A 25,701-nucleotide genomic window follows, 5' to 3' on the forward strand; every position below is an offset into this window, starting at 1 on the left:
CCGACGCGACGCGCGCATGGCCCAAAAAGAAATCGCGGGAAGAACGAGGGGACGCCGGGGAAGGCGTCCATCTAACGGAGCTAAAAACCCTAAAAGCCTTGACACAATTCTTTCCCAGCAGATTTCACGCACCGTTTTCCTGTTACCAGGCGAATCCGCTTCCGTTTTCGCCCTCGATTCCGACTTGCCTTCGAAGTTTTCCTCCGTATGATCTTTAATGCCCCGGGGGGGGTAACCGGTGGTCGGTTGCCGCACTATGGATGATGAAACGTGACCGGCAAACGAAGCTGGTAAAGAAGCTGTTGGTTCCTTTGGCTCGTGTGGAGGTGAACCTATGAAGCGCGTCATCAGTGGCTTGCTGGGGCTCGGCTGTTTGATGCTGGCATTGGGCCTGGGGTCCTGTGCCGTGGCGGAGCAGAAGGGTGTCAAGGTGGGTGATCCTGCCCCGGATTGGAAGGGAATTATCGGAGTGGATGACAAGCAGCATTCCCTCTCCGACTACAAGGACGCCAAGCTCATCGTCCTTGTCTTCACGTGCAACCACTGCCCGGTGGCGAAGGCCTACGAAGATCGTCTTATCGCCCTGCAGAAAGACTACAAGGACAAAGGGGTCCAGGTCATCGCCGTCAATGTCAACAACATCCCGGAAGATCGCCTCGATCGCATGAAGGAGCGGGCAAAAGAAAAGGGCTTCAACTTCCCCTACATCTATGATTCCAGCCAAAAGATGGGCCACGATTATGGTGCCCGAGTAACTCCGCATGTGTTCGTCCTGGATTCCGAGCGAAAGATTGCCTACATCGGCGCGATTGACGACAACATGGACCCGGCCAAGGTGAAAAAGCATTATCTCCGGGACGCCCTGGATGCACTCCTGGATGGCAAGAGTCCGCCTGTTGCGGAAACCAAGGCCTTTGGCTGCACAATCAAGTACGAATGACCGAAAAAGGTCTATGAATTCCAAAGGCGGGTGTTTTTAACAGTCCGCCAATTTTTAAATTTTCCGCAGCTCCCTTTTCGCGATCGCCTGGATGAGAACTTTCTGAACGCGGCCGCCTTTCCGGCGGCCGTTTTTCTTTTGGCATCAGATATCGCGCGGAACTGACGAGAAACGTCCACGCCCAGCGTGAGGCGTCTGACGTTGGAGAGCATCTGTTAGGCACTTTTAAGTGCCGTGCAATTAACTTTGTGGCACACTCAGCGCAGCTCACGCTCGCGCGCTGGTAGTCCAATCAAAAGAATCCCCACAGAAAAATCCATCGTATACTTTCTGGCCAATTTGTTGACAGACTTGATACATGTCACTAAATTACACAGGTGGAGTCTCTGGTCATGGTATGGGTGGGTTTTCTCGTCAGTTGAGGAGGTATCGTCATGCGAGGGTCTCGAATCAGCAGCCGCTCTCGTGGTTTCACTCTGGTGGAACTGCTCGTAGTGATTGCCATTATCGGCATCTTAATCGCACTGCTGCTCCCCGCAGTCCAGGCAGCGCGTGAGGCTGCCCGTCGCTCGCAGTGCACAAACAACCTCAAACAACTGGGGTTGGGTTTGCAGAATTATCACGACGTCAACAAAGTATTCCCTTACCGAAAGGGAGGATCCGAAGGGTGCAGCACTGACGCGTGGTGCTCCAATCGGGGGCGGAAGAGTGGATTCGTCCCTCTCCTGCCCTATATTGAGCAAAACGCCCTTTATGAACGAATCCGCGCAGGGGATCCCACCGGCGCCACAAGTGGCGGCAACGTGGTTCCGCCGGACGGCCCCGCCGGTTGGCAGAGCTGGTCCGTGTGGAACGACTCCCCTGATCTACTCCTGTGCCCCTCGGATAACGGCTATCCGGATCGCAACGGTGCCTACAACTCTTACGCGTTCTGTGTGGGCGACCAGGTAGAGGGCGTTCAAAACGGTGTCAGTGGTGACAACGTTCGTGGGCTTTTCAGCCGCCGACGCACCTACTCGATAGCGGACATCACCGATGGTACCAGCAATACGATCGCCATGAGCGAACGGCTCTGCCAACAGAAACTTGGTTCTTACCGCGGACAGTATCCGGTGGCCGTTCCTGCCAGGAGCATCGAGCACGTGCTCGGCGTGGCCATCGGCGTTTCGGGGGTCATCAATTCTCCAGCTCTGTGCATGACGGTGTCCGACGGCCGTTATTTCAATCAAGGCGTTGCAATTCAGGCACGCTTTGGTGTTCGCTGGACTGACGGGCAGCCCATGTACGTAAGCTTCAATACCGTGTTGCCACCAAACGCGCCAGCCTGTTCTGATGATGCGGCTCAATATGGCGATGCGCACCACCTTGTCATTCCTCCTGCCAGTCGCCACCCAGGGGGCGTCAACTGCTTGTTCGCCGACGGTTCGGTGCGATTCATCTCTAACACCATCAACACCGGGAATCTTGGCGCCTATCAGCCCTTTAATGGGCCGAGCGTTTACGGTGTGTGGGGAGCCCTCGGCTCCAAGGACGGTAGCGAATCGGTGACCGCACCATGACGATTCGTGCGGCTTCAAAATCGTTGTACTCGACGGCCATGTCTCCGGCAGGCCGTAAGTCCAGGGTTGACTCCGCCCACCGGTGGGTGCTGTGAATGTTGCAATCGGGAGGGTGCTTGGACAGGAAGGAGAATTCGATGACCGCGCGCATTCTCCATTTTTCCGTGGCAGCCACGGTGGCTCTCGTCCTCGTTCTGGGGTGTTCTCGCGGGCCGAGCCGCCCCAAAACGTATCCCGTCAGCGGCACCGTGACCATGAACGGCCAACCGGTGGAAGGGGCCAGGGTCGTGTTTGTACCCAAGTCTGCGGCGGCTGGTGCGCCTGGCTCCGCAGGTGGGGCGCAGCCACAGGGCCCGCAGGTGGCAACCGGGGAAACCGATGCCCAGGGTCGTTATCAGTTGGGCACTTTCGCCAAGGGAGACGGCGCAATTCCTGGAGAGTATTTGGTCAAGGTGTTCAAATACCCCACTCCCACGGTTCAGACAGGAACAGGTGGCGGTGACGAGGACTACCGGCCACCGGAGGAAGGCGCGGCCCCGCCCCCAGCTGCCAAAAACCTGCTCCCGGAAAAATATGCCAATAAGAATACTTCCGGATTGAGCTTCACTGTGGAACCTAAAGCCAACACGTTTAAGATTCAACTTACACCCTAAAACTGCAATTGGCGAAGCACGGCGAATCTGGTCGACGGGGGTTATTCATGCGCGCTCCTCCAAGTAACCATGGGCAAACGGAATGTGCTGTGGTAGCGGCAATTCATGAATTGCCCCTACAATTCAACACTGGTACGCGGTAACGCAACGGCGCTCATAGCAAACGGCCCGTTACTTTCCCGTCCTATTCCAAAAATACGGATCTTCTTCGGATCCCTTTCCAGTCTTTTTGTCCCCCACAGCGGCTGAACCTCCCGCAGTTCACAGCGCGGTTGTCAAGGGAAGGGCGTTTCTCTTTAACAGGTTCTCCGCAAGGCACTCCCCCTCAAACATTGCCGCCGTCTCGCCAAATTTCTTTCCGGCGAGCAAAACTAGCGACGCGCCCGGCAACCTGATTGTTGCTTTTTAAATACGGTCGAAGTAGAATTCAGACAGTTAACCAGCCCGCCTGTAACAAATTGTTTCGTTGCCCGCGGTTTAACTCCAGAGCAAGCCCTAGGAGGTGCGCGATGAACAGGTGTGTGCGTTATCTGAAAGGGAGGGGTTTCACCCTCGTGGAACTTCTGGTCGTGATCGCCATCATCGGCATCCTGATTGCGCTGTTGCTCCCTGCGGTGCAGGCAGCCCGTGAGGCGGCCCGCCGCTCGCAGTGCACAAACAACCTCAAACAACTGGGGCTTGCCCTTCACAACTACCACGATGTCCACAAGCGATTTGTGCCTCTCAAGGCGGGAACAACCGGGGCATCACCGTGGAACGACAATAACAACGGTCAGCTCTGCGGGCTCATTCCTTTGACACCGTTCCTCGAACAGCGCGCGTTGTGGGACGCTATCACGGCTGGCGGAACCCTTGACGACGGTACGCCCACCAAACCGTTTGGCCCAGCAGCCTGGCGAACAGATTACTGGCCCTTCCGCCAGCAGGTCCCTACCCTTCTGTGTCCTTCCGACCCTGCTTACGGCAAGAAGGGTTCAGGCGAGCAGGGCTTCAACAACTACCATTTCAATGTAGGCGACCACATTAATCGGAACGCTTACGATCAACCAAACCGTGGACCCTTCGCACATTTCTATTGGGCCAGTTTTTCCGACATCATTGACGGCTCCAGTAATACATTTGGGATGATCGAGCGGAGCATCTATTTCAAGACCGGGGCGATTCGCGGCGATGGCGTCGCGAATCTTGCGGGAATTGATCAAAATCCCACATTGTGCCTGGCCACCAAAGGCCAGAATGGAATGTACGCCAGCGGCTACACCCTGCACTCCGAGAAGGTGGTGGGACGCCGCTGGGCTGATGGTCGCCCGTACTGGAACGGCGTCACCACCGTGCTGCCCCCCAATAGCCCAACGTGCTTAGGTACTGCCAATAGCTGGGAATGGGGTATTTTCTCGCCCTCTAGCTATCACCCGGGCGGAGTCAACGCCTTGCTCATGGATGGGTCAGTTCGGTTTATCAGTGAGACAATTGACACGGGAAATCTGGCTGCCCCGCAACCTGGCAACCGTGGCGGGCCCAGTCCCTATGGTGTCTGGGGTGCCCTGGGTTCAATGGCTGGTGGTGAACCTGTCAGCTCGCCGTGATGAGCCGCCCCGGACCATTTACCCTCCACGCCTGGGTCACCAAACCCAAAGTACCGGTTGGTTGGGTCGCGATGGCTCGCCGCAACCAACCTTCCGTCGTTTGAATTTACCCCGTTGATCGCTTCACTATGAGGGACGGCATATGAAGCACTCCCCGTTCTTTCTCGGCGCCCTGTGCATGTCGACGCTCTGCCTTTTTGGCTGCAAGAAGGCTGCCGACAATCGGCCGAAGCGCGTTCCTGCAACAGTGACAGTCACTTACCGTGGTGCTGCCGTAGAGGGCGCCACTGTTACGTTTCATCCCGCAAATCCGGACGGCAAGCCTGCCTTTGGGCGAACCGATGCTCAGGGCCGCGCCTCTCTGACAACTTTTGATCCGAACGACGGCGCTTTGCCGGGTGACTATGTAGTCACGGTGGTCAAAATGGTGGGAAGCGAACAAAGCCTCCAGACCCCTTCTACAGAAATCGGCGCGATGCCCGCAAATCCGGTGCAGGGAGGGGCCCCGCCACTGCAGAACACCGGCGCCCGCCATCTTCTTCCGGCGAAATATGCCGATCCTAATTCCTCGGGGCTGCGCGCAACAGTTAACCCCAGCGGTGAAAATGACTTCAAGTTCGATCTTCAGGACTGATGTTTTGGCATCCTCGCCGCCGAAGTTTGCACCGTTAAATCCGGCTCTTACTTATCCACACTGAATCGGATGAGCACGATGTCGTCTTCCTGGACGACGTAATCGCGGTGTTCGTGGCGGACCAGGTTGTGGGCCTTTACTTCCCGCTCCGAGCCCAACCGAATGAGGTCCTGACACGACATCACTTCGGCGCGGATGAATCCCCGGGCGAGATCGGTGTGGATTGTTTCCGCCGCTTCCAGGGCGGTCCCTCCACGCCGCATCAGCCACGCCCGGACTTCCTTCGGTCCCGCCGTGAGAAACACCTGCTGGCCGGCAACCTCCATCATCATCCGCAGCAGTGCCCCGCGGTCGGCACCTCCCACGTGGAGCTCAGCCTGGAATTCCGCCCGCTCCTCCGGTGACATCTTGGCCAGCTCCAATTCCAGCGCCAAAGGAGCCGCAAAAATCGGGACTTGCGCCGGCAGCATGTTCCGATACCGGGCAAAATCCTGTTCATCATCGGCCGTGTTGATTACGGCCATCTGAGGCTTTTCACACAGCAGGCGGAACGACCGGGTGTGCTTGAGCTGCTCGGGAGTCATCTCCGACTCCTTCAGCGGATTCCCGGCTTCCAGCCGCTCCTTCACCAACTGAAGCACCTGCAACTCTTCCTCAAGCTGTTCACGTTCCGGTTTAGAATGGGGCTTTTTGAGCGAGGCTTCCACGCGTTCGATGCGGCCGGTCACAATCTCCAGGTCCGCCAGAATGAGGTCCTCCTGGAATGACTGGAACTCAGCCGCAGGATCATATCCACTGAACGCCGGGACCACGATCACCAGACACCCCACATCGCGCAGGATTGCGAGCTTCGCCGCGTTGCCCGCATGCGAGCGGTTCAACCCCGGAGTATCAATGATCTCCAGGGCGGCCGGTGTCACTTTCTTGGCGTTGTAAATCCGCTGGAGTTCCTCCAGCCGCGGATCGGGAATGGTGGCCATGGCCGACTGACCGGTGTGCGCCAGCGCAGGATCGGGCGCCACGCCCGTCAGCCATTCAAAAAGCGTGCTCTTGCCGCAGCCCTGATAGCCCACCAAACCGATCTTCATAACATCTGTTCCCGTCCAGAGTTGTACCCGGGGACCGAGATCCAGCGACCGCCGCAACGATGATTCCGGAAGTGTGAAGAATCACACCACCCGGAAACTGGATGAATTCTGGTGAAGCCAACCTCAAACCACCATTTTTTCATTATGGCTGAGAACCCGACCCTGATGACAGAGGCGGCGGCGAGGAGTCGCGTGACGGCGGGGGTGAACTCGGAGGTGATTGCTGGCCGGGTGGTCCATACTCGAAAGCTGGAGGGGTAAATGGCGGCTGTTGACGGGGCGGTCCAAATCCGGGACCCACGGGCTTGAAGCCGGACGTTTCCTTTCCCGGCTCTGGTGCGCCCTCGGGTCCGGGCAAGGGCTTGCGATCTCCACCCCGACCTCGGAAATGCCATCCCATGCCCACCCCTGGATAGCGCCACCGGAGATAGCGGCGGGTGAGTTCACGCTGCATCTCTTCAGGTGGGAGACTCAGCAACTCAGCACGCTCCTCCTGGGAGAGGTGCTCCTCCACAAAACGGCTCAGTTCCTGCTCGCTCACCGGACGCCGCATATCCGCCCATACCCGCGGCATGACGTACCGGAAGAATACTGACCCACGAATCCACTGCGACACCCGCTTGAGCTGTTCCTCTCGCGGCAACGCCGCCAACCGCGACCGCGTGACGGGCGAAAATTTGGTGAGCAGTTCGTCCAACTCCTGGGGGGTTATCATCGAACTCTGATCGGGATGATCCAATTGCCACTGAAGCCACGTGATCGCCAGGAACTCCTTTTTCTGCTGAGGATCGCGCAACTGATTCAGCTTGCTGACGAGGTTCTGCCGCTCCTGGGGACTGAGCCTTTCCAGCAGCTCCTCCCCCCGCTTGGACGCCGTTTCCTCGACGAACCGCAGAAGCACAAAGACGTCCTCGGGTGCCGGTCGGTCCTCCGGTCGTGACGTCATCGAGGCCTCCAGGAGCTGACGGATCCGTTCAGGCGGGAAGTTGAACAACGTGCGGTTGACGGCGGCCGCCAGCATTTCACTCCGCGTGCGACTGATCCAGGCAATCCGCTCCTCGGGGCGGAGGGCCTCAAGCTCCGCGCGCTGGACCGGTGTGAGAAGTTTGAACCACTGGTAATACCGCACGAGGATGGTCGCCAATTCGGTCGCATCGGGCGCTGCCATAAGTTCCCCATGCAACCGGATCATGCGCTCCTGTTCCGTGGCCGGAAGCCTCTTAAATCGTTCCACTTTCTGCCGGAGTTCGTATTTCTCCGCGTCCGTCATTGCCTCAACCTGGCGTCGAGCCTCGGCGGGATCGGAAATCATCACGAGTTGTGGCACGTCCAAGGAAGAAGCACTTTGTGCCACAGAGCTCTGGGATCTGTCCGACTGCTGTAATCCGGTGCGAGACGACGTTGAAGAAGTCGAAGAATTCGCCTGGGCTTGGAGACCTTTTCCTTCCGATTTGAGCGAAGCCATTTCCGGGGCGGCCCCGTCGATTCCTCGCTTCACTTCGCTCGCCTGCGGCGGCAGCGCATCCCGCCCCGGCTGTCGATTGTTCTCAACCGAGCCACTTTGCCGCGGCGGAAGCTTTGCGGCTGTCACGCTGGCAGCGCGGTTCTGAGCTGAGGAAGGTGGCTGACTATCCGACCACCCGAGAGGCTCTTCCGGTCCAGCAGGCAGGTCTTCGTCGTCCACAAACAGTCCGTTTTCCTTGAGCATCCGCAGGAAGGCGACGCTTTCCACGTGCCGATAAAGGTCCTGATTTTGGATGACCGCATAATGCTCGAGGAGCCACTGGTTGGGATTTGTCCAGAGGGAAAAGGCGATCGCGTATCCCACCACAGCGCAGACGATTGTTCCCAAGACGCCGACCGCCGCAACGAGCGCGAAAGATTTACGCCGGGACTCGGTCTTCTCCTGGATTTCGGAAACGGCCGAGCGGGCTACCATTTCGATGGTCGTCCGCGTGAAGTCTTCGTCCACGGTGGGCCGATCCAGCGCATCCAGCCAATCCCACGTTTCGGCCAGTCGCTGTAATTCGGTGCGGACCTGAGGGTCTTCGTTGATCAGCCGTTCGATGCGCGCCGCCTCCTCGGCGGAAAGTTCGCCGTCCAGATACGCGACGAGATCTTCGCGTAACGCTTCCAGCCGCATTGCGGCATCCGTGGGATCTGGCGCGGGGCGCGTCATGGGATCACTACTTCCACATCTAAACCATCCACCCGAATCTCACAGCGTCTTTTCATTGTCGGCAGTCGATCGCCATGTAGAAAAAACTTTGCTCTCAACTCTTTTCATCGATCGTCGCTTTCGGGAGGAGAGTTATCCTCTCCCGCTGTTTCCGCTCTTTGTTCTCCCGATTCGGAGACCACAGCAGGCGGGCTCCCCACCAGCGGTGGCATCTGACCGCTTTGAAGATATGGCTCCAGGATTTCACGCAGTTTCGTCCTCGCCCGTGATAAAAGCGATTTCACCGCTTTGGGCGACAACTTCATGGCCGCCGCGATATCCGCGTAACTCATCCCTTCGAATTTGCAGAGGAGCACCGCCATGCGTTGCCGCTCGTTGAGGGACTCCATGGCCAGACGCACCACCTCCCGCATCTCCAATTTATCCAGTCGTCTGGCGGGGATCTGGCCGCTGGGGACCTGGATGGCATCGTCGAGGGCCTCGAAATGCTGGGAGTCCCCCGGCCGAAACGGCACGGTTTGCTCGCGTCGGCGGGCTCGGCTCCGCAGGGCATTCATGGCCACATTATTGACGATGCGAAACAACCAGGTGGCGAATTTGGCGCTGGGTTCGTACGTATGCCTTGCCCGATAGACCCGAAGAAACACCTCCTGGGCCAGGTCCTCGGCCTGATCCCGGTTGCCCACCAGATGTTCCAGCACCGCGATGATGCGGGACTGGTAGCGCAGCACCAGTTCCTCGAACGCGCTGGCGCTTCCATCGCGAACCTCGAGCATCAAACGCACGTCGGGGTCGCAGAGGGCTGTCTGTTGGGCAGTGGAGTCCTTTTCAGCCAAGGATCATCCTCGTGGAATCCCACCTGGGTTGATGCCGCGTGTATCATTATGTTGCCGCATCCATCAGTTTCTACACAACTCACTCTTAATGATGGCATCAACCGCGGCCAGATTCCACAACCCCGGCCGGTTACGACGCAGCACGCTCACATAAATCGCACCTCTCGCAGCTTGAACACCGGTCTGGGGGAAGGCCGCAAGTCTGGGGACCCTGTATTCTTTCCATTCAACCAGCTTTACAGGACTGAGGTGTTTTCCGAACGTTTCTCACTTTGATCCTCCCCATATTGAACGCTCAAAGTGTCAAGAGGTTCTGGACGGGCACTCCCTCTGCTAGGGGAGATTCCACCGACTGCCAGACAATCGGGCTCGGAAACCCCCACAAGAGTTGCAGTTCAGGCAGAATCCGAACAAAGTGAGGTAAAGGGGGGCATTGCGACAAACAGAAGGGCCATGTGCGAGCCGCTGGGTCGGCGTCGGCAATCCCCGCGGCTGTGGGTCCCAAAATCGGTTGTGAGGCGAGCGAACTTCGAGCGGTCGTCACCCTCCGGGCAGGCACAGGGGGTATCTTCAGCACGCATGGGTACCCCGGTTATCAGAATCCATGAACTCCGCGCGCTCCCATACTTCACTCTGGTGCGAAGGCGAGCTCCGGCTGGTGGCCGAGGGCTTCGGCCAGACCCGCACCGTCGTGGTGTGCCAGCCGTTCGCGCGCTTCGGCACCCTGCAGGGGTGTGAGCTTTCTCTCGGCGGCCCAGGAATGCCAAAGCGGCTCCTCTATTTGCACGTCACAAAGGACGGCATCTTCGCCCTGCCGCTTGTACCCCGCGACCGCTTCGCTCCCCTGCCCTCGGGGTGGTTTCCCCTGTCGGGACGCTTCGCCGTTGGGCCTTATCGCATTTCATGGGAGTGGTCCGGCCAGTCGGCGGGTCAGCAAGCGTCCTCGCCCGACGGCTTTCCTCCTGAGCCAACGGCCAGAGGCACCGCCGCCGTGGAGCGCATGGCGAAGATCCTCGTGGACGATCGCCCCTACGGTCAGATGCGTCTCACCCGCGCTCTGACGCTCGTGGGACGCCGACCACCCTGTCATGTGGTTTTCACTTCGCGAACTGTTTCGAGCTGCCATTGCGTGATCATCTGCGACAACGAAGATGTCTGGGTGGTCGATTTGTGCAGCGGCAACACGAGCATGCTGGACGGGCAACCAATCGATGCCGCTCGCTGGTCGAACGGAAGCACGCTCACGCTTGGCCGAGTGTCCCTTGTCCTGGAGGAATTACCAGAGAATCTTCATGAGCGCCCAGTGGCCTTGCAGAAACGAGAGGAAACCGACACTGGGTCAAAGACCCCTGTTGCGATTCCTCAAAAACTCACCACAATGAGGGAGTTTGCAATGAACGAACCGGCGCCGGCCGCGGAAGTTGAGGCCCCGGTGCCGGACACCGAAGGCGGTGGGCAGCTTGAAGGTGATTCCCTGCAAGGCGGGCCGGAACCGCAGAATCATACGGATGCTTGGCAGCAGACCGCTGTGTGGGAAGTGGTCGCGGCAGGGCCAGCCGTGGGCCATGACGGAGCATGTACGGAAATTCTCATTGAGGAAACCATGCAGGGAGATCGCACTTCAGCCTGGGCCAAGGACCTGGTCCTCTCGCTTCTCGCGTCAGAGAATCTGGAAGCCCTCCGACCCGTGGAGACCGATCGTCGGGCCTCTTCTTACGATCCGGCCGGGAATCTGATAAGCGCTTCGCCCGAGTGGACAGCGCTCCCCGATCACCTGCCTCCGCCGGATGCCAATACCCAGCCAGGTTCCTGGAACTCGAAAGTCCAGGAGCTCGCTTACAAGGAGGCCCTCCTCCAGGAATGGGCCCGTTCCCTCGACGAAATGTCCGAAAGCCTCCTGCGGCTTCAGGAAGAGCTTGTGGCGGAGGAGGACCGTTTCGCCAAAGAAAAGGAAGACGTGCGCCAGGCGCAGTCCGAGCTTGCCCGAGCGTGGGAAGAATACGAGACCACTGCGGCACGCCTTCGGGATTGGGAATCTTCCCTTGCCCATCGAGAGAAACAGCTCGAGGAAGAGAAAGAGATCCTTGCGGCTAAAGAGGAGCAGCTCTCCCAGCAGGAAACTGCACTCGCCGAGGAACGTCAGCACTTAGCCGACCTCCGAGAGAAACATCAGGCCCTTCTCCGGCAGCTCGAGCAACGGCAATCGCTTCTCGATGAACGGGAGCGAGCCATCGACCAGCAACTGGCACTTCTGGCCGAAGAAGAACGCCGACTTCAACAGACGCGTGCCGAATTGGAAGCCGATCGTGCCAAGCTGGCCGCCACCCACGAGGAATATCGACGGCTGACGACGGCCCTGCAGGATCGCGAGGCGTACCTGGTGGAGCAGGAGAAATCGCTGGCCCAGCGCCTCGCCGACCTGCACGCGTTGCAGGAGCGCCTTCTCGGGTGGGAGTCGCAACTCCGTCAGCAGGAAGCCCGGTTGGCCGCGCGAGAACAGGAACTGCTCCTGCGAGAACAGCAGAGCGCCGTGCTTCCTCCCCAAGCAGAGCCTGCGAACGTCACCCAGGAAGAGGCGTCGCCCGTTGCCGAGCTCCCGCAGGTCGGCCTAGCGGCGCATGGACCGAGCGTGGCCCGTGCGGAAATTCCAGCCCCGGCCCCTGGCTCTCGTCCCTGGCGAGTGGTGAATATTCCCCCGCGGCGACGTCGCTGGAAAGAGTTGCCCTGGGAGCTTTTGCTCGGGGCAACGGCAGCACTCCTGGTGATGGCGGCCGTCGGGTGGTTCTACCCCCGGACCTACAGCACGCTCCATCGCTTGTCACTGTTCGAAAAGCCGTCTCTTCTGGCCGTTCGAGATGGCCAATTACCCGACGGTTTCCCACCCGAGCTGACTCACAATCGCGCTTCCCTCTGGCCGGACAGTCCGGCAATTGTGGAAAAACTTCGTCACGACACCACCCTGACCGATTGTCCGTTGGTTAAGAAAAACGGAATCGACTGGGTTCTGGACACTGTGAAAATTGGTCGCACGGAGGGATTGCCCTATATCACGTGGCAACTGATTGGTCCGGACGCGCAGTCCGCCCGGATCGTTCTCGAGCAGTGGCAGAAGGTGTATTTCGATGAATTGTGTGCGGCGGGCAAAAGCCTGAGCGCACAATGTCTTTCCATGACCCAGCAGGAATTGAACCAACTGACCGAACAACAAAAAAACCTCCAGCAGCGTTTGGATACGGTCAATCAGCAATTTGGGACGGCCGATCTCCGCACGCTGGAGAAGAGATCTCGGGAGCTGCTCCAGTCCGCAAGTCTAGCCGAGCAGGAATGGACGCAGCTTGCCGCCGAGATCGAGGCCCATCAGGCAAAACTCCGCGAAGCGCAGTCAGTTTTCAACGACCCAGCACGTGCAATCTCCGAGGAGGAACTCAACGCGGCCGTTGCCAAACGCTTGGCTGAAGGTCCGGGCTCTTTGTCAGAGGGCGAAGCGGCTTCGAGCGCAGAGGCCAATGGTCCATCTTCCCAAAATGCCCAATCACCCCCGAGCACATCGGCTCCGCCGCCTGCCGATTCCGCGCCGAGCGGCGGGAACACGGGGGAGTTGGCGCAGAGTAAGCTCGAAGTCATCAGGTCAATTGTCCGGCAGGAGCTGGCCGCCCTCAAAAAACAGGAGGCCTCCCTGCTTGTGGAAAGTCTCTCCGGTGAAATTCGTCGCTTGCAGGAGCGGCGCGATGAGCTTCACCAGCAAAGCACGGACCAGCGCAAGCAGGCGGCGGAGCTGAGCCAAGCCGCCGCAGAGGTCCAGGCCCTCAACGAAGAACTGAACAAGGTAACGCTGGCCATCGCCAAATGGCAAACGGCTTTCCAAGCAGCCAATAGATTGCTGGCCGAGGTCAGCACACCACCCGAACTGGAAACCATTCAGTCAGCCGTCCGCATCCAAGTACCCATCCTGATGGCGCTGGCCGCGGGATCTGCCGCTTTTTTGCCTTTCGCCATTCTGCGCATGCTGCGACTCAGACGCGCCCGACAAGAGCTTGCGTTCCCGTGGGTGAGCGATGACAATACTTTGGGCAACGGATTGGTTGGAAACATGCCTTCACCCGCCGCCGACCATTCTCCGACCTGAAAGTCACGCAATTTGGCAAAAAGGACATCCAATCGCGCTTGCCGTCGTCACAGTCACAAATTGTCGGCCAATCAGTCTTGAATTCCTCGATGTGCCGGGAGGTCTCTCATGTTGCATCACAAGTTGAACCGCCGTCAGGTGTTGGGAGGACTGCTCTCCAGTCTCGCCTTGCCGACCTTCGTAAAGGCCTCGGCGCTGGGGCTTGCTGGCCTGAGTCCGGCCAGTGAGCGGGTCACCCTCGGGCTCATCGGCTGCGGAGGTCACGGTGTGGGCTGGAATCTTGCTCAGGTCTTTCGCCATAAGGATGCACAGGTCATCGCCGTATGCGACGTCGATCAGCGACATCTCGCCGCAGGGAAAGAGCGCGTGGACAAGTTCTACGGCGAGCTCCTGGGCACAGAGTATAAAGAGTGCGCTGTTTACGGGGACTTTCGAGACCTGATCAATCGGCGAGACATCGTGGCGATTATGAACTGCACGCCCGATCACTGGCACGTCCTTCCCGCCATGATGGCCTCGATGGCCGGAAAGGATGTCCTGTGCGAGAAGCCGCTCACACTGTTTGTGGAAGAAGGGCAGGTGCTCTGTCGCACCGTGGCCGAGCATAAGACGGTCTTCCAAACGGCCTCCGAGAATCGTTCCATCGATGTCTATATTCGTCTCATCAGCCTCGTTCGCGCCGGGGTCATTGGAAAGCTCCAACATATCGAAGTCCGCCTGCCGATCGGCAACACGAACATGCGGGTGGTGGGAGAAGCGAAAGAAACCTTCGGAAAAGACACCATCGAAGAACCGCCGCCCTATCTCAATTACGAAATGTGGCTGGGCCAGGCCCCGTGGATGCCCTACATCGCCGCCCGCGTGCACGGAAATTTCCGCTGGAATCTGGCCTTCTCCGGCGGCGTGCTGACCGACTGGGGCGCCCACATGATCGACCTCGCCCAGTGGGGCCACAACACGGAACACACCGGGCCTGTCGAAGTGGAAGGCCGGGGTGACTTCCCCCCACGGGATGCCGTTTACAACACGGCGCCCACCTTCGACCTCCATTACCGTTACGCCGATGGCGTGACGATGCGGGTATCGGCAGGAACAGGCGACCTGGACCCTGCCAAGGCCGACCGCTCCACACCCCTGGTGGGACGTACCTCTTCCCCCGGCATCCGCTTTGAAGGTACCGACGGTTGGATCGAATCGCACAACTGGCGTGGGGCGCTCCGCGCCAGCCGGCGGGAATTCCTGGACGTGGACGTCGATCCCAAGGCCCTGGGTCTTTATGTTCCCAGCGAAGTCGTCAAACGCGAGGACGGAGGCAAAGGGGGAGAACACCGGAACTTCCTCGACTGCATTAAAACCCGCCAGCCCTGTTATGCCCCGGCAGAGATCGGCCATCGCACGATCACCATCGCTCACATTGGAAACATCGCCATGATGTTGGGGCGAAAACTCCGCTGGAATCCCGCCGAGGAGCGCTTCGTGGATGACGAAGAGGCCAACGGCATGCTGACGCGAAAGCAGCGAGAACCGTGGACGATGAAGAACGTGGCCTCGTGGATCAAATAAGAGGGGCCGTTCCGCCGGTCAGATGCCTCCTGGAGGGCCCTGTTCCACCCGGGCCAATGACACGCGATGGAATACATTCTCCGCTGGGACGCCGTGGCGGGCATTCCCAGTAGGGGCAATTCATGAATTGGCCCTACCCCACGTTATGCGTGCCTCCGGAGAGACCTGCCTGTCAGGTCCGTATTCCGGAGGGACCCGCCTGTCGGGTCCGTTTCTCCCGGAGGGACGTGCTTGTCACGTCCGCTGTGCAACTTTCGATGATCAATTCCCTTTGCCCGGGCACGACAAGCGTGCCCCTCCGAACAATTTCCCGGAGGGACCTGCTCGTCAGGTCCGTTTCTTCGGAGGGACCCGCTTGTCAACCTTCGATATTCCGTTTGCCTTTACCGGGGACTGAAGTCCCGCGGGGAAAGCGGGGCTAAAGCCCCGCACTCCATGGAGTGCGGCGATTTATCGCCGCTTTCTGGTGAAGGCTTTAGCCTTCACAACCGTGCCGTCAGCCCGGTTGGCACGCGACACTCCAATAAAAACAAATTCCATCCCCGCCGTGGGACACGGTGCACGCCGTCGCACGCATTTCTCGACTCTCGTCCGCGTCTTGTGCCCGTTGAAAATTGCCCTGGACACGGCCCGGACCTGCCGGTAAATTGCACCGCCAGTTTTTGCCGGCAAATTTCTCGCGCATGCGAAATTCAAGGAGGACTTTCGCGATGTTGCGTGCCGTACGGCTTTCTGCCATTGTGTGGTGCGCGGCGCTTTTAGGATGGATTCCCGGGTTTGCTGGGGATGAACCGGCTCCCACACCGGCTGTTCCCACCCCGGCTGTGGCCCCTGGAACACCCACGCCCGCCGTCGGACAGCCGGGACCGACCGCCGCAACCGAGTTGGCTCCTGCCGAGAAGAACTTCAGCAGGGAGCCTCCAGACGAAAGGCAAACTGCGGGAAGCGGCTCCCAGCGAATCCAGCTCGAATTGGGAACTAACAATCCCCCCTCCGATCCAACCGCCAATCAACCAGAATTGCGGGTTCGCAGTGAGCCCCTCGTCACAAGTGGTCCACCAAGCAGCGGGTCTGGCGGAGACTCCCCGGCCGAAGACCAGCCCCACGCCCAGGTGGATCCGCGCACCACCCCGGTGGACATCTCGCCTGAGCCCGCCGCTTTCAACGGAGTGACACCCGGGCAAACGACGGCGGCGGAACTATTGAAGCAGTGGGGCCAACCCACCGATCTGAAGCAGTTTAATCAGGAAAGCCGGTATCTCTTTCAGATGCCGCCTTTCCAGCAGGTCGAGGTGCTTGTCCGCGATGACAAGGTGCGGTCGATTGTTGTGCGGTTGGAGAAGAGCTATCCGGCCAATCTGGTGGCCCAGCACCTTGAACTGGCGGCCATCCGCCCGGTGTACATTTCCAACCCGCAGGGAGAGATCCTCGGGCAGACGTTTCCTGAGCGCGGCGTCATTTTCGCCTTTGCCCCGGCAGACCAGCCCGGTAAAGCGTCGAATATGGTGACGGACATCATTCTGGAAGAACTGAACGCGGATGCGTTCATTCTTCGCGCGGAGACCTTCTGGGAAAGCGAACCGGAAGTGGCCCTCCGGGATTTATCCCATGCTCTGAAACTCGACCCGCAGGCCGATCGCGCGTGGTGGCTCCAGGCCCGCGTCCAACGCCTCATGGGCCGTTCGGCAGAAGCTCTCCAAAGTATTCAGCGAGCCGTTCAACTCAATCCCCAGGAAGTGCAGTACCGTCTGGATTTGGCCCAAATTCTCATCGAGAATCGCCAGACGGCCGCCGCGACTTCGCAGCTTGAACAGGTGGTGGCTGTGGCGGACCAGCGGCCACACTTAAAAGCCCGGGCACTTTGCCTGCTCGGGGATGTCTATCACGCGGCCGATCCGCCGGATTTCAAAAAGGCCCTGGAGAATCACTATGAGGCCATCAAGTTGGCCCAGGCGCTCCGTACCGACCCGTATCCTGCTTATCGCGTGGCAGCCAAGGACGTCCTGGTGGACGCCCATCTGGGCGCCGCCCGGGATATCGCCTGGGGGGTCTGGGAGCAAAAAGAGGCTGTGGTAGGACGATGGTTGCAGCGGGCCTTAGAGCTGGCTGAGGACCTTGTCCAGAACGAGCGGCAATCTCCGCGTGCCCTGTTCAAAGTGGCCGCGACCGCGCTGGCGGTGAGTGTGGCCCTCCCCACGGCGGTTGATCCCCAACCCTGGCTGGAGAAGCTCGATCAGGCGTATCAGCTTCTTGTCCAGGACGTCAGCCCCACTCGCAAAGCCCAGTTTCAATGGGAATACGGAGCCGCGCTGTACGACGCCGTCCAGCACTACCAGGCCCGGGAGCAGCATGATCTGGCCCTGCAATACGGCCAAAAGGCCATCGAAGCCCTGGAGGCGGGTTTGGCGGGGCATACTCCCAACCCCATGGATCACTACCTGATCGGTCGTCTCTACTTCCGGATGGGCGCCATTTTCGCCATCCAGCAGAAAAAACACGCAGAGGCCACACCATATTACGACAAAGCCCTGGACCACCTGGAGGCCGCCGCAGGCCAGCTTGATGACGCTACCACCGGCCGGTTGGGTGAAACCTATGTCAGCATGGGCGTTTCCTACTGGGAGACGGGCCAGAAAGAGAGGGCAGTCCAGCTCACAGAAAAAGGTGTCCAACTGATGGAGAAGGCGGTGGCGGCGCGACGCTTGCCCGAGTCGGCATTGACCGTGCCGAACTCCAATCTCAAGACGATGCGGGAAGCGCTCTCCAGAACCGCCCGCGCGGAGGGTGCTCCCTCGACCACGCCCCGATAATTCGGAAATCACCCGAGGACGATAAGCTCGTCACATAAGTATTGGCTAATGAAGACCTTCCGGCACGGACTGCCAGATTGGCAGTTTGGTCTTTTTGTTGCGGCTCTTTTTGCGCGCCTCTCTTTCAGAAAGCCACACGGCAAGCCGGATCGCAGCGCAAGTTATTATTTGAAAAAGACTTGTGAATCAATCTTTCTTGCCACATGAGTCGCCTTTTTCAGCCAATTGGCACGGTGTTTGCCATTAAAGAAAGGGCGGAGGGGCAAAAGATCTCCCCTCCAAGTGGCTGGCGACCTCGGCCCGGGATGCCACCGGCTGGGTCGAGGGGAGGGTGGCTCGGTGGCGTGTTCTGAGTGGGAAGAGGAGGTGTGGCGATGACCCGGACACTGGTACCCTGGACTGCGAGCCCGACTCGGCTGTTTGAAACGCTCCGTCGTGAAATGAACGAATTGATGGATCAATTCTTCGGCAGCGATAGCGGGACCGAATTGGGCCTCTGGTTCGCTCCGAGGGTCAACGTGGCGGAGACTGACACCGCCTTCGAAGTCTCGGTCGATCTGCCCGGCATGAAGCCTGAGGACTTCTCCGTCGAGCTCAAGGAAGGGCACCTCTGGATCACGGGCGAACGGCGGCAGGAAACCGAGGAAAAAGGCAAGACTTATCACCGTGTGGAACGGCAATACGGCCGGTTCCAACGGGTGATCCCGCTGCCGGCGGCCGTGAATCCGGACAAGATCGAGGCTGAATACAAGGACGGTGTCCTCCGGATCACGCTGCCCAAGGACGAGTCCGCCCAGCCGAAACGGATCCCGGTCAAGACCTGATCCGCTTCGGTGGTTCCATGGATGGACCAGCTAGCGAGGGAATCACCCCCTGAAACAGGCCCCTGTGGGGTGGGCCAGGTCCAGGGTTGTGCGGAGGGGCCGGCACTCTGAGACCTGGGTTGATGCACCTGGGCCTTTCCGGAGATGACTCTGTCTCTTCGGCAAGGTTCTTCGGAGCATCAACAATGCCCGCCCCACATTTTTCTTTTTTCGGGACTACGCATTTTCTCCGCGTGGACCCGCCACTTTTTGGTCTTTGTCTTTGCCCGGCGGGCAAGATAAAATTGACGTTCTACGAACCATTGAGCCAACAACGGCCTCTTTGGAGAGGGTAGTCCTGTTGGGACCGCCGTTCGGAACACAGTCTTTTCCGGACGGGTCCATTCTTCAGTAGGTCTGCGAACTGCTTTGACTCGGGAACTTCCACGCGCCAGCAAAGACTCATTTCGGCTTCGTTCTTTATGCTCACCGCCCTCCGTGAACGGCTTTCGCTTCGCTCACCTCGAATGTCCCCATCCGACGAAAAGGGTCTGCCCGGTCGACTACAGCATCTCCCGGGCGCTCTTGATGACGGACGGGTGTACGACTTCACTTTCTGGTTGGCCTATTTGTCCAACGCGCTTGTATCGGCAGCCAACACACTTCTCTGCCGCTATGCTGACTTCGTGGACTTCCTTGGCGGTACAGAATACCACCTTGGCTGGATTGTCGGCATAGGGATGGTGGGAAGTTTGCTCGGCCGATTCGCGCTCGGCGATAGCATTGACCGCTTCGGTGCCCGGCGGTTGTGGCTCATCACCATTTTGGGAACGGTGGCCTCCTGCTTGCTCCATCTCGTCATCTTCGACTATCGTAGCCCGCTCATCTACATCGCCCGGGTTCTCTACATCCTCACGCTGGCGGGGGTATTCAGTGCTTCGATGACGCTCATGACGGGTCGGGTGACCAAGGAACGCCTGGCGGAAGTCATCGGGATCTTCGGTTCAGCCGGCTTTGCCGGAGTCGTGTTGGGAGCGCCTCTTGCCGATTTGCTCTTTCCGCACGGAATCCCCGATCGATGGTCGGCGGACTACCTCTTCCTGATGGCTGCTGGATTGTGTCTGGCCAGCTATCCGCTGGCATGGTTGGTTCCCGAACGAGCCACAAACCATCGCATGCACCGCCCCCAGACCAACGTGCGGATTGGTTCCCGACGACACTCTGCACAAAGATGGCGACCCTCCACGTTTCGCATCCTCTGCCACTACTGGCCGGGGCCGGTGGTGGCTGCCGGAATTGTGGCGGGAGCCGCCCTTTTTATTCCACCCACCTTTCTTCCGCGGTTTGTGGCGGAAATGGGCGTCCACGATGTCAGCGGCTTCTTTGTGCTCTATGCGATAACAGCGATCACGGTGCGGTCCCTCATTTTGCGTCCCCTGCAGCGCTGGGGCCTGGAACGCGTGATCGCTGCGGGATTGGTGATCCTCGCCATCAGCCAACTCCTCTTTTTAACTGTTCGCCAGCCCTGGGAACTGGTGATCCCCGGCCTGGTGTTCGGGCTGGCTCATGCGGTGCTCTTCCCCGCCATTGTCGGTTTGGGTAGCGCTGCCTATCCGAAACGGCACCGCGGCCTGGCCACCACACTCATGATGGCCACCTTCGACGCGGGACTCCTGGTGGGAGGGCCCATGGCGGGAGCAGTGCTCAGGTTCGCCGGAGATTTCGGCCTGCCACGATACTCTGCCATGTTCGTGACGGTCTGTCTCAGCGTCCTCATCTTTGATGCAGTTTTCGTTTGGTTGCAACGGGCCAAAGTGTTTCGCAACCACCCGACGTCAGACCATTCCTCCACGCAGCAGACTGCGGTCAGGCTCACGGCTCTCAGCGGAGTTGCCTCAGCGACTTCAGCCCACAACCCCCCAAGCCAGGAAAGGGACTCAACCACACCCGGTGTTCTCACAGTGGGCCTAGAGAACGGATCCGCTCTGACCCCAGAGGTGCTTTCAGGGGCTGCCGATGCTCCGGCGTCTGCCGCCGTGGGTGGGATCAATCCGGACGAAGCGGCCGCCACCATCGGACACCTCCCCAGTTAACGAGCTCTGCCCCTCGCGCAAACAGCGTCCGGTCGCTTCGCATTCGCGATTTTGTGACGATGTTTTTGCCGGCCATCAAATGATTAGGTGGCTATTGCCGGCCATCTGGCTACTTCCAAAAGGAAACTCATCGGCGAGCGGTCCAGCGTTCACTCTTTGCTCCAGGCTTCGTAAAGCGTTGGGAGCTTCACATCTTCGGGACTACCCGCAAACATGACGACGCGGTAACGCAGCCGCACCGATTCACCTTTCGGCAGGTGCCACGGTTGGTTCTGGAACTGGAACGGCGTGGGCGACATGAAGCCGTAATCACGGGTAAACCACGGCGTCGGGGCCCAGGGGTTCGACGGATGATCAAAGAGGGCAACCCCTTCGACGGGTCCGTGCCCGCGGCGGGCTCCCCAAAACGCACACCAGCCAGAGGGCTGCCCAAACGTCCCTTTCTCCCCCTGCCTCCCTTCCGCGTTCACAAGATTCCCTCCATTCACCGGCGCAATGTCGGGCGCCACTCGGATCGCAAACAGAGAGTGATTGGTTTTCTCCACCGTGACGTCCTGCTCAGCCTTCCATACAATGTCCGCATCGAGAAAGCGAACCTCAGGACTCACCATCCGCCAAATGAACCGTCGCTCATCAGACAGCACGGGCTGCTGTCCCGGCACGGCCCAACGACAACTGTCAAGGATTTCTACAGAATCATCCTTCGTTGTGCCAATTTGAGGTCCCAAAGAGACAATCTGCCCCGCACTGACCGGCCCCTGCCAGTAGTTCGCTCCGTTGACGCGATCGCATCCAAAAAGAAGCGAGCGATGGTGCGGCCAGGGGAGCGACGTCTCGGTAGTCAGGGAGAGACCGGTGCGAGGCCCGGCCAGCGGGTAAAAGTAAGGATATTTTTGACTGGGATGGGCACGGTAACTGGTTAGCACCTCGTTATTCCAGCGGATCCAGATCTGGGGACCTTCCTGGTAGGCCGTCAACCCTTCCGGAGACTTCGCCACCTCTCTGGCCGCGGCTACATCACCTGCCGCTCGCGGACCCAGCAATGTTATCAGAGACACTTTGAGGAAAACACGTCTGGAAACGTCGGGCTTCATATATTTCTCTCCCTCATGCGTTCGATCGGTGGACCGTCCCGGCCATCATAATCACAGACGCTTGCCATGCAAGGCGCACGAAACGACAAATCGCGGCACGGGCATGACAGGCCTCACCGCCAACCTCTCTCGGAGGGACGTGCTTGTCACGTCCACAGCCTCATCCCCGATGATACCATTCCGCTTCACCGGGCAAGGCGGGCCGTGGCAAAGGCAGCGCTACCGATTACAATGATCCGCGTCCGGGCAGCGAGAAAAATGTGCCGGCTCTGGCCGCAGGATGTGTTCCGTTTATGACTCGCAACCAAGGAGTTATCGCATGGCTTCTTCAGGATTCTCGCGACGCACGTTTCTTCGCTCCACAGGAGTTGCCCTTACGGCAGGAACCTTCTGCCGCGCCATGGCCGTTCCCTCGGTGATCGTGGCGGAATCCAGTGCTCCACAGGCGTCCGCCCCCAGACATCCCATCCGGCTCGGCGGGCCGATTTTCGGCGGTTCTTCAGACCCGGAAGAGCTTGCCCGACAGCATCGGGCTGAAGGCTATCGGGCAGCTTACTGTCCCGGGGTTAAGCTGGATGACCGCGAACGCCTCCGCGCCATTCGGGAGGGATTCGCCAAAAATGACGTGGTGATTGCGGAAGTTGGTGTGTGGTGCAATCTCCTGGACGCCCGGCCGGACGTTCGCGCCCAGAACCTGCAGCGCGTCATTGACGGCCTGGCTATTGCCGAAGAAGTGAACGCCCGGTGCTGCGTCAACATCGCGGGTTCGTTCAACCCGGACGTTTGGTTCGGTCCCCATCCCAAGAATCTTTCCGAGGAATTTTTCGACGCTGTCGTGGAGAACGCCCGGAAGATTATCGATGCGGTCAAGCCAAAACGGGCGAAGCTTTGCTACGAGATGATGGGGTGGGCCCTGCCTGATAGCGCGGATTCCTATCTTCGCATGATCAAGGCCGTGGATCGGGACGCGTTTGGTGTGCACCTCGACCCCTGCAATCTGATCAACTGTCCGGAGCGCTTTTACAACAACACCGCCCTGCTCAACGAGTGCTTCGACAAACTCGGTCCTTGGATCGTCAGTTGTCACGCCAAGGACCTCAAATGGGAAGTGGAAATGAACATCCACTTTGTGGAAGTGCCCCTGGGCCAGGGAGCACTGGACTATCGGACCTACCTCACCCGACTGGCGACGCTGCCGGGTGACGTACCCCTGATGATGGAACACATGCGGAGCGCCGAGGAGTACCGCAACTCGCAAAAATACCTTCGTCAGGTCGCTCAGGAAGTGGGTGTTTCGTTTGATTGACAGGGGTTCTGAAGGCACGCTTCGGCAGAGATTCCATCAATTTGCCAGACGGATGGATCCGGGCCAACGGCACGGTTGTGAAGGCTAAAGCCTTCACCGAAAAGCGGCGATAAATCGCCGCACTCCATGGCTTTAGCCCCGCTTTTGGCGCGGGACTTCAGTCCCCGGTAAAACGGAATGGATGATCCAGCGTTGAACGGCGGACCCGACAAGCGGGTCCCTCCGAAGAAACGGACCTGACAAGCAGGTCCCTCCGAAAAAGGATTCGGAGGGGCACGCTTGTCGTGCCCGGGAAAAGGGAATTGATCATCGAACGTGGAACGGCGGACGTGACAAGCACGTCCCTCCGAAAAGGTCCCTCTAGAAAGCGGACGTGATGAGAACGTTCCTCCGGGTTGAATCCCATCCCTTTTAAGGCGTTCCGAAGGTCACAAGCCTTTTCCCGGGGCGGGGACAATTTGAGCATGGCTGAGGGGCTGTCGTCCTTGACGGCCTTTCCGTGAGCTGATTTACTAAGGTTTTACCGTCTGAACGTGGGTCCACGCGTGAGCGCGGCTGGCATCGGCCCAGGATGCCACGACCGAGGAATCGCGCCTGCAACTGTGGTGCTCTGGCCGACATGCCGCGAGCGGACACACTTGATTCAATTAACCGATTACCCCAATCTCCCGCACCCGTTTGCCGCGATCGGAGGAGCGAATTTTCGCCATGAACGCCGTGGGAACTCCCCCAAATATCAAGCAGCGTCAGCTTTTGCGAATCGCCCAGGTTAAGGAGAAGCTGGCGGAAAAGTACGCGCGACTGGCCAAGACCGTCAGCAGCAAGGTAAGACGGCGAATTTACCTCAATCGGGTGAAGAAGTACACGCTTCAGGCCAAGAATGCACGGATTCTGGCCGGGCAGTGAGGGTAAGTATGTCACAATAGCCCGATTCGCCCTTGTTGCTTTGCATTCCTCCCCCTCGCGGGGTCCCCTCAGGACCACTACAATAGAAAGTGTCATCAGGGTAACAAATTTGGCGTTGGTGTGGTCCACATGATTGTCTTTTGGAGGGCCCCGCGGTTGTGCCTTCGCTGGATTTGCAGTTTTCTCTGCCCGGCGTGACTTACCTGGACGGTGAGGGTGGGACTCCGCCACCGGCTCACCCCGGGGAGCTTTTCGTCGCCCAGGAAAACTGGCTTGCGGTCGCCGCCGTGGAGCGCTTCCTCGAGGCCAATCCGCCGGGGACGCTCGCCCTCTTCGGCCCGCCCGGGACCGGAAAGACCCACCTCCTCGACCTGCTCGAACGGGAATTTCAACGGCGGTACCCCGAGGCCCTTATTTTGCGGCAAAATGCGGCGGAGTTCGGACACGCCGTCGCGGAGGCCCTGGCAAAACGACGTCGCCGGGCGTTTCGAAAAAGATGGCAGACGGCTGACCTTGTCATCCTCGACGACCTCCAGTTTCTCTCGGAATACCCCGCCGGACAGGAAGAATGCGTCGTGATGCTTCAGGCGGCGGAACGGGGCTCCCCGCTCGTTGCCGTAGCCAGTCGGGTTCGCCCGTGGCATATCATGGGCCTCGACCGTCGAATTGGCGAAATCCTCGTCGGTGGCCTGACGGCCCCCCTGGCCCTGCCGGGTGTATCCGTGAGAAAAGCCCTTTTCCGGGCGGCCTTTGGACGGCACGGGTTTTTGCTCACCGAGGCCGCGACGGACCTCTTAGCGCGCGAATTGCCCCTTTCTCCGCGGCAAATACTGGGGCTTGCGCAGGAGGCCGCCCATAGCCTTGCCGAACGGCACGTGGACTACGCAGTCGCGCAGTCACTGGTGCGAAAGCACAACAGGAAAGCGCTTGTGAGCATGGAGCAAATCGCCCGGGCAACCGCCCGGTATTTCCACATCCCGCTGAAGCGATTGCGGGGCCCCGGCCGGGAACGAGAGGAAGTGCTTGCCCGGGATGTCGCAATGTACCTCAGTCAAAAGCTGGCCAGACGGACGCTCAAGGAAATCGGGCGTTATTTCGGGGGGCGAGACCACACCACGGTTGGCCACGGATGCCGCAAAATCGAAGAACTGGCCGCAACAGATCTGACGGTCCGCGAAGCTCTCCTGATGATCGAAGAAATGCTGGGAATCGCGTGATTAGCAGCGTCTTTACCGTCCCAGTTGACCCATTCTCCTACGTCCACATCTGTCTGTACGGTGTCAGCCGGACCCCTTACAGATCAACACCATTGACATCGCATAGGGTTCGAGTGCTGACCGATCGACAAACACGACGCGCGACCAACACTTCCTCAACACCAATCCAACACCTTTTCCTCAACACGCGGTACAGCACAAGTGATTATCCGCAAATGTGTTGCGGACCAACATGCGGTGCTCAAACAGCCCAGGCAGTGGGTATCTAGAGTAATAGCGGTTTAGTAACTTCTTAGATCATGATATCA

17 protein-coding genes are annotated in these 25,701 nt (G+C 59.3%); 13 read left to right on the top strand and 4 right to left on the bottom strand.

Features of this window, described 5'->3' with window-relative positions:
• Positions 1-334 precede the first annotated feature (334 nt).
• The 5 genes from THTE_RS17685 to THTE_RS17705 all read left to right on the top strand — a co-directional run bounded on the left by THTE_RS17685 (position 335) and on the right by THTE_RS17705 (position 5,372).
• Positions 335-940 carry a thioredoxin family protein gene (locus THTE_RS17685; protein ID WP_095416686.1) on the top strand — a complete coding sequence of 202 codons (606 nt, stop codon included), beginning with the start codon at positions 335-337 and terminating at the stop codon, positions 938-940.
• Between the two features lie 434 nt (positions 941-1,374).
• Positions 1,375-2,499: a DUF1559 domain-containing protein gene (locus THTE_RS17690; RefSeq protein ID WP_207651738.1), complete on the top strand. Its 1,125-nt coding sequence runs from the start codon at positions 1,375-1,377 to the stop codon at positions 2,497-2,499.
• Between the two features lie 137 nt (positions 2,500-2,636).
• Positions 2,637-3,152 carry a hypothetical protein gene (locus THTE_RS17695; protein ID WP_095416687.1) on the top strand — a complete coding sequence of 172 codons (516 nt, stop codon included), beginning with the start codon at positions 2,637-2,639 and terminating at the stop codon, positions 3,150-3,152.
• A 509-nt stretch (positions 3,153-3,661) separates the two neighbouring features.
• The gene (locus THTE_RS17700) at positions 3,662-4,738 is read left to right on the top strand and encodes a DUF1559 domain-containing protein (protein WP_095416688.1); all 1,077 of its coding nucleotides are present in this window, start codon (positions 3,662-3,664) and stop codon (positions 4,736-4,738) included.
• Positions 4,739-4,880: 142 nt separating this feature from the next.
• Positions 4,881-5,372: a hypothetical protein gene (locus THTE_RS17705; protein WP_095416689.1), complete on the top strand. Its 492-nt coding sequence runs from the start codon at positions 4,881-4,883 to the stop codon at positions 5,370-5,372.
• Between the two features lie 47 nt (positions 5,373-5,419).
• Here THTE_RS17705 and THTE_RS17710 read toward each other — a convergent pair whose 3' ends face one another.
• From THTE_RS17710 to THTE_RS17720, 3 genes are all read right to left on the bottom strand, one after another.
• Complete coding sequence (locus THTE_RS17710; protein WP_095416690.1) at positions 5,420-6,460, bottom strand: DUF933 domain-containing protein; 1,041 nt, start codon at positions 6,458-6,460, stop codon at positions 5,420-5,422.
• 142 nt (positions 6,461-6,602) lie between these two features.
• Complete coding sequence (locus THTE_RS17715; protein WP_095416691.1) at positions 6,603-8,639, bottom strand: hypothetical protein; 2,037 nt, start codon at positions 8,637-8,639, stop codon at positions 6,603-6,605.
• A 104-nt stretch (positions 8,640-8,743) separates the two neighbouring features.
• Positions 8,744-9,475, bottom strand: coding sequence for an RNA polymerase sigma factor (locus THTE_RS17720; protein ID WP_207651739.1), 732 nt, complete (start codon positions 9,473-9,475; stop codon positions 8,744-8,746).
• A 604-nt stretch (positions 9,476-10,079) separates the two neighbouring features.
• Here THTE_RS17720 and THTE_RS17725 point away from each other — a divergent pair.
• From THTE_RS17725 to THTE_RS17750, 5 genes are all read left to right on the top strand, one after another.
• Positions 10,080-13,601, top strand: a complete 3,522-nt coding sequence (locus THTE_RS17725) for an FHA domain-containing protein (RefSeq protein WP_095416692.1) — start codon at positions 10,080-10,082, stop codon at positions 13,599-13,601.
• Positions 13,602-13,709: 108 nt separating this feature from the next.
• Positions 13,710-15,164 carry a Gfo/Idh/MocA family protein gene (locus THTE_RS17730; protein WP_095416693.1) on the top strand — a complete coding sequence of 485 codons (1,455 nt, stop codon included), beginning with the start codon at positions 13,710-13,712 and terminating at the stop codon, positions 15,162-15,164.
• Between the two features lie 710 nt (positions 15,165-15,874).
• Entirely contained in the window at positions 15,875-17,974 is a 2,100-nt protein-coding gene (locus THTE_RS17740) for a tetratricopeptide repeat protein (RefSeq protein WP_095416695.1), read from the top strand.
• A gap of 374 nt (positions 17,975-18,348) precedes the next feature.
• A complete protein-coding gene (locus tag THTE_RS17745; protein ID WP_095416696.1) occupies positions 18,349-18,798 on the top strand; it encodes an Hsp20/alpha crystallin family protein in 450 nt (149 codons plus the stop codon).
• Positions 18,799-19,376: 578 nt separating this feature from the next.
• Entirely contained in the window at positions 19,377-20,870 is a 1,494-nt protein-coding gene (locus THTE_RS17750) for an MFS transporter (protein ID WP_168175892.1), read from the top strand.
• A gap of 149 nt (positions 20,871-21,019) precedes the next feature.
• On the opposite strand, the gene THTE_RS17755 is transcribed toward THTE_RS17750, so the two are convergent.
• The gene (locus THTE_RS17755) at positions 21,020-21,964 is read right to left on the bottom strand and encodes a DUF6807 domain-containing protein (RefSeq protein WP_095416698.1); all 945 of its coding nucleotides are present in this window, start codon (positions 21,962-21,964) and stop codon (positions 21,020-21,022) included.
• Between the two features lie 319 nt (positions 21,965-22,283).
• Between THTE_RS17755 and THTE_RS17760 the strand changes: the two genes are divergently transcribed.
• The 3 genes from THTE_RS17760 (at position 22,284) to THTE_RS17775 (ending at position 25,393) form a co-directional block, all read left to right on the top strand.
• Complete coding sequence (locus THTE_RS17760; protein WP_095416699.1) at positions 22,284-23,270, top strand: sugar phosphate isomerase/epimerase family protein; 987 nt, start codon at positions 22,284-22,286, stop codon at positions 23,268-23,270.
• A 708-nt stretch (positions 23,271-23,978) separates the two neighbouring features.
• Positions 23,979-24,176, top strand: a complete 198-nt coding sequence (locus tag THTE_RS17770; RefSeq protein ID WP_095416701.1) for a hypothetical protein — start codon at positions 23,979-23,981, stop codon at positions 24,174-24,176.
• A gap of 158 nt (positions 24,177-24,334) precedes the next feature.
• Positions 24,335-25,393, top strand: a complete 1,059-nt coding sequence (locus tag THTE_RS17775) for a DnaA/Hda family protein (protein WP_157732223.1) — start codon at positions 24,335-24,337, stop codon at positions 25,391-25,393.
• Positions 25,394-25,701: the final 308 nt, after the last annotated feature.

This window comes from Thermogutta terrifontis, assembly GCF_002277955.1.
In the GTDB taxonomy this organism is placed as follows: domain Bacteria; phylum Planctomycetota; class Planctomycetia; order Pirellulales; family Thermoguttaceae; genus Thermogutta; species Thermogutta terrifontis.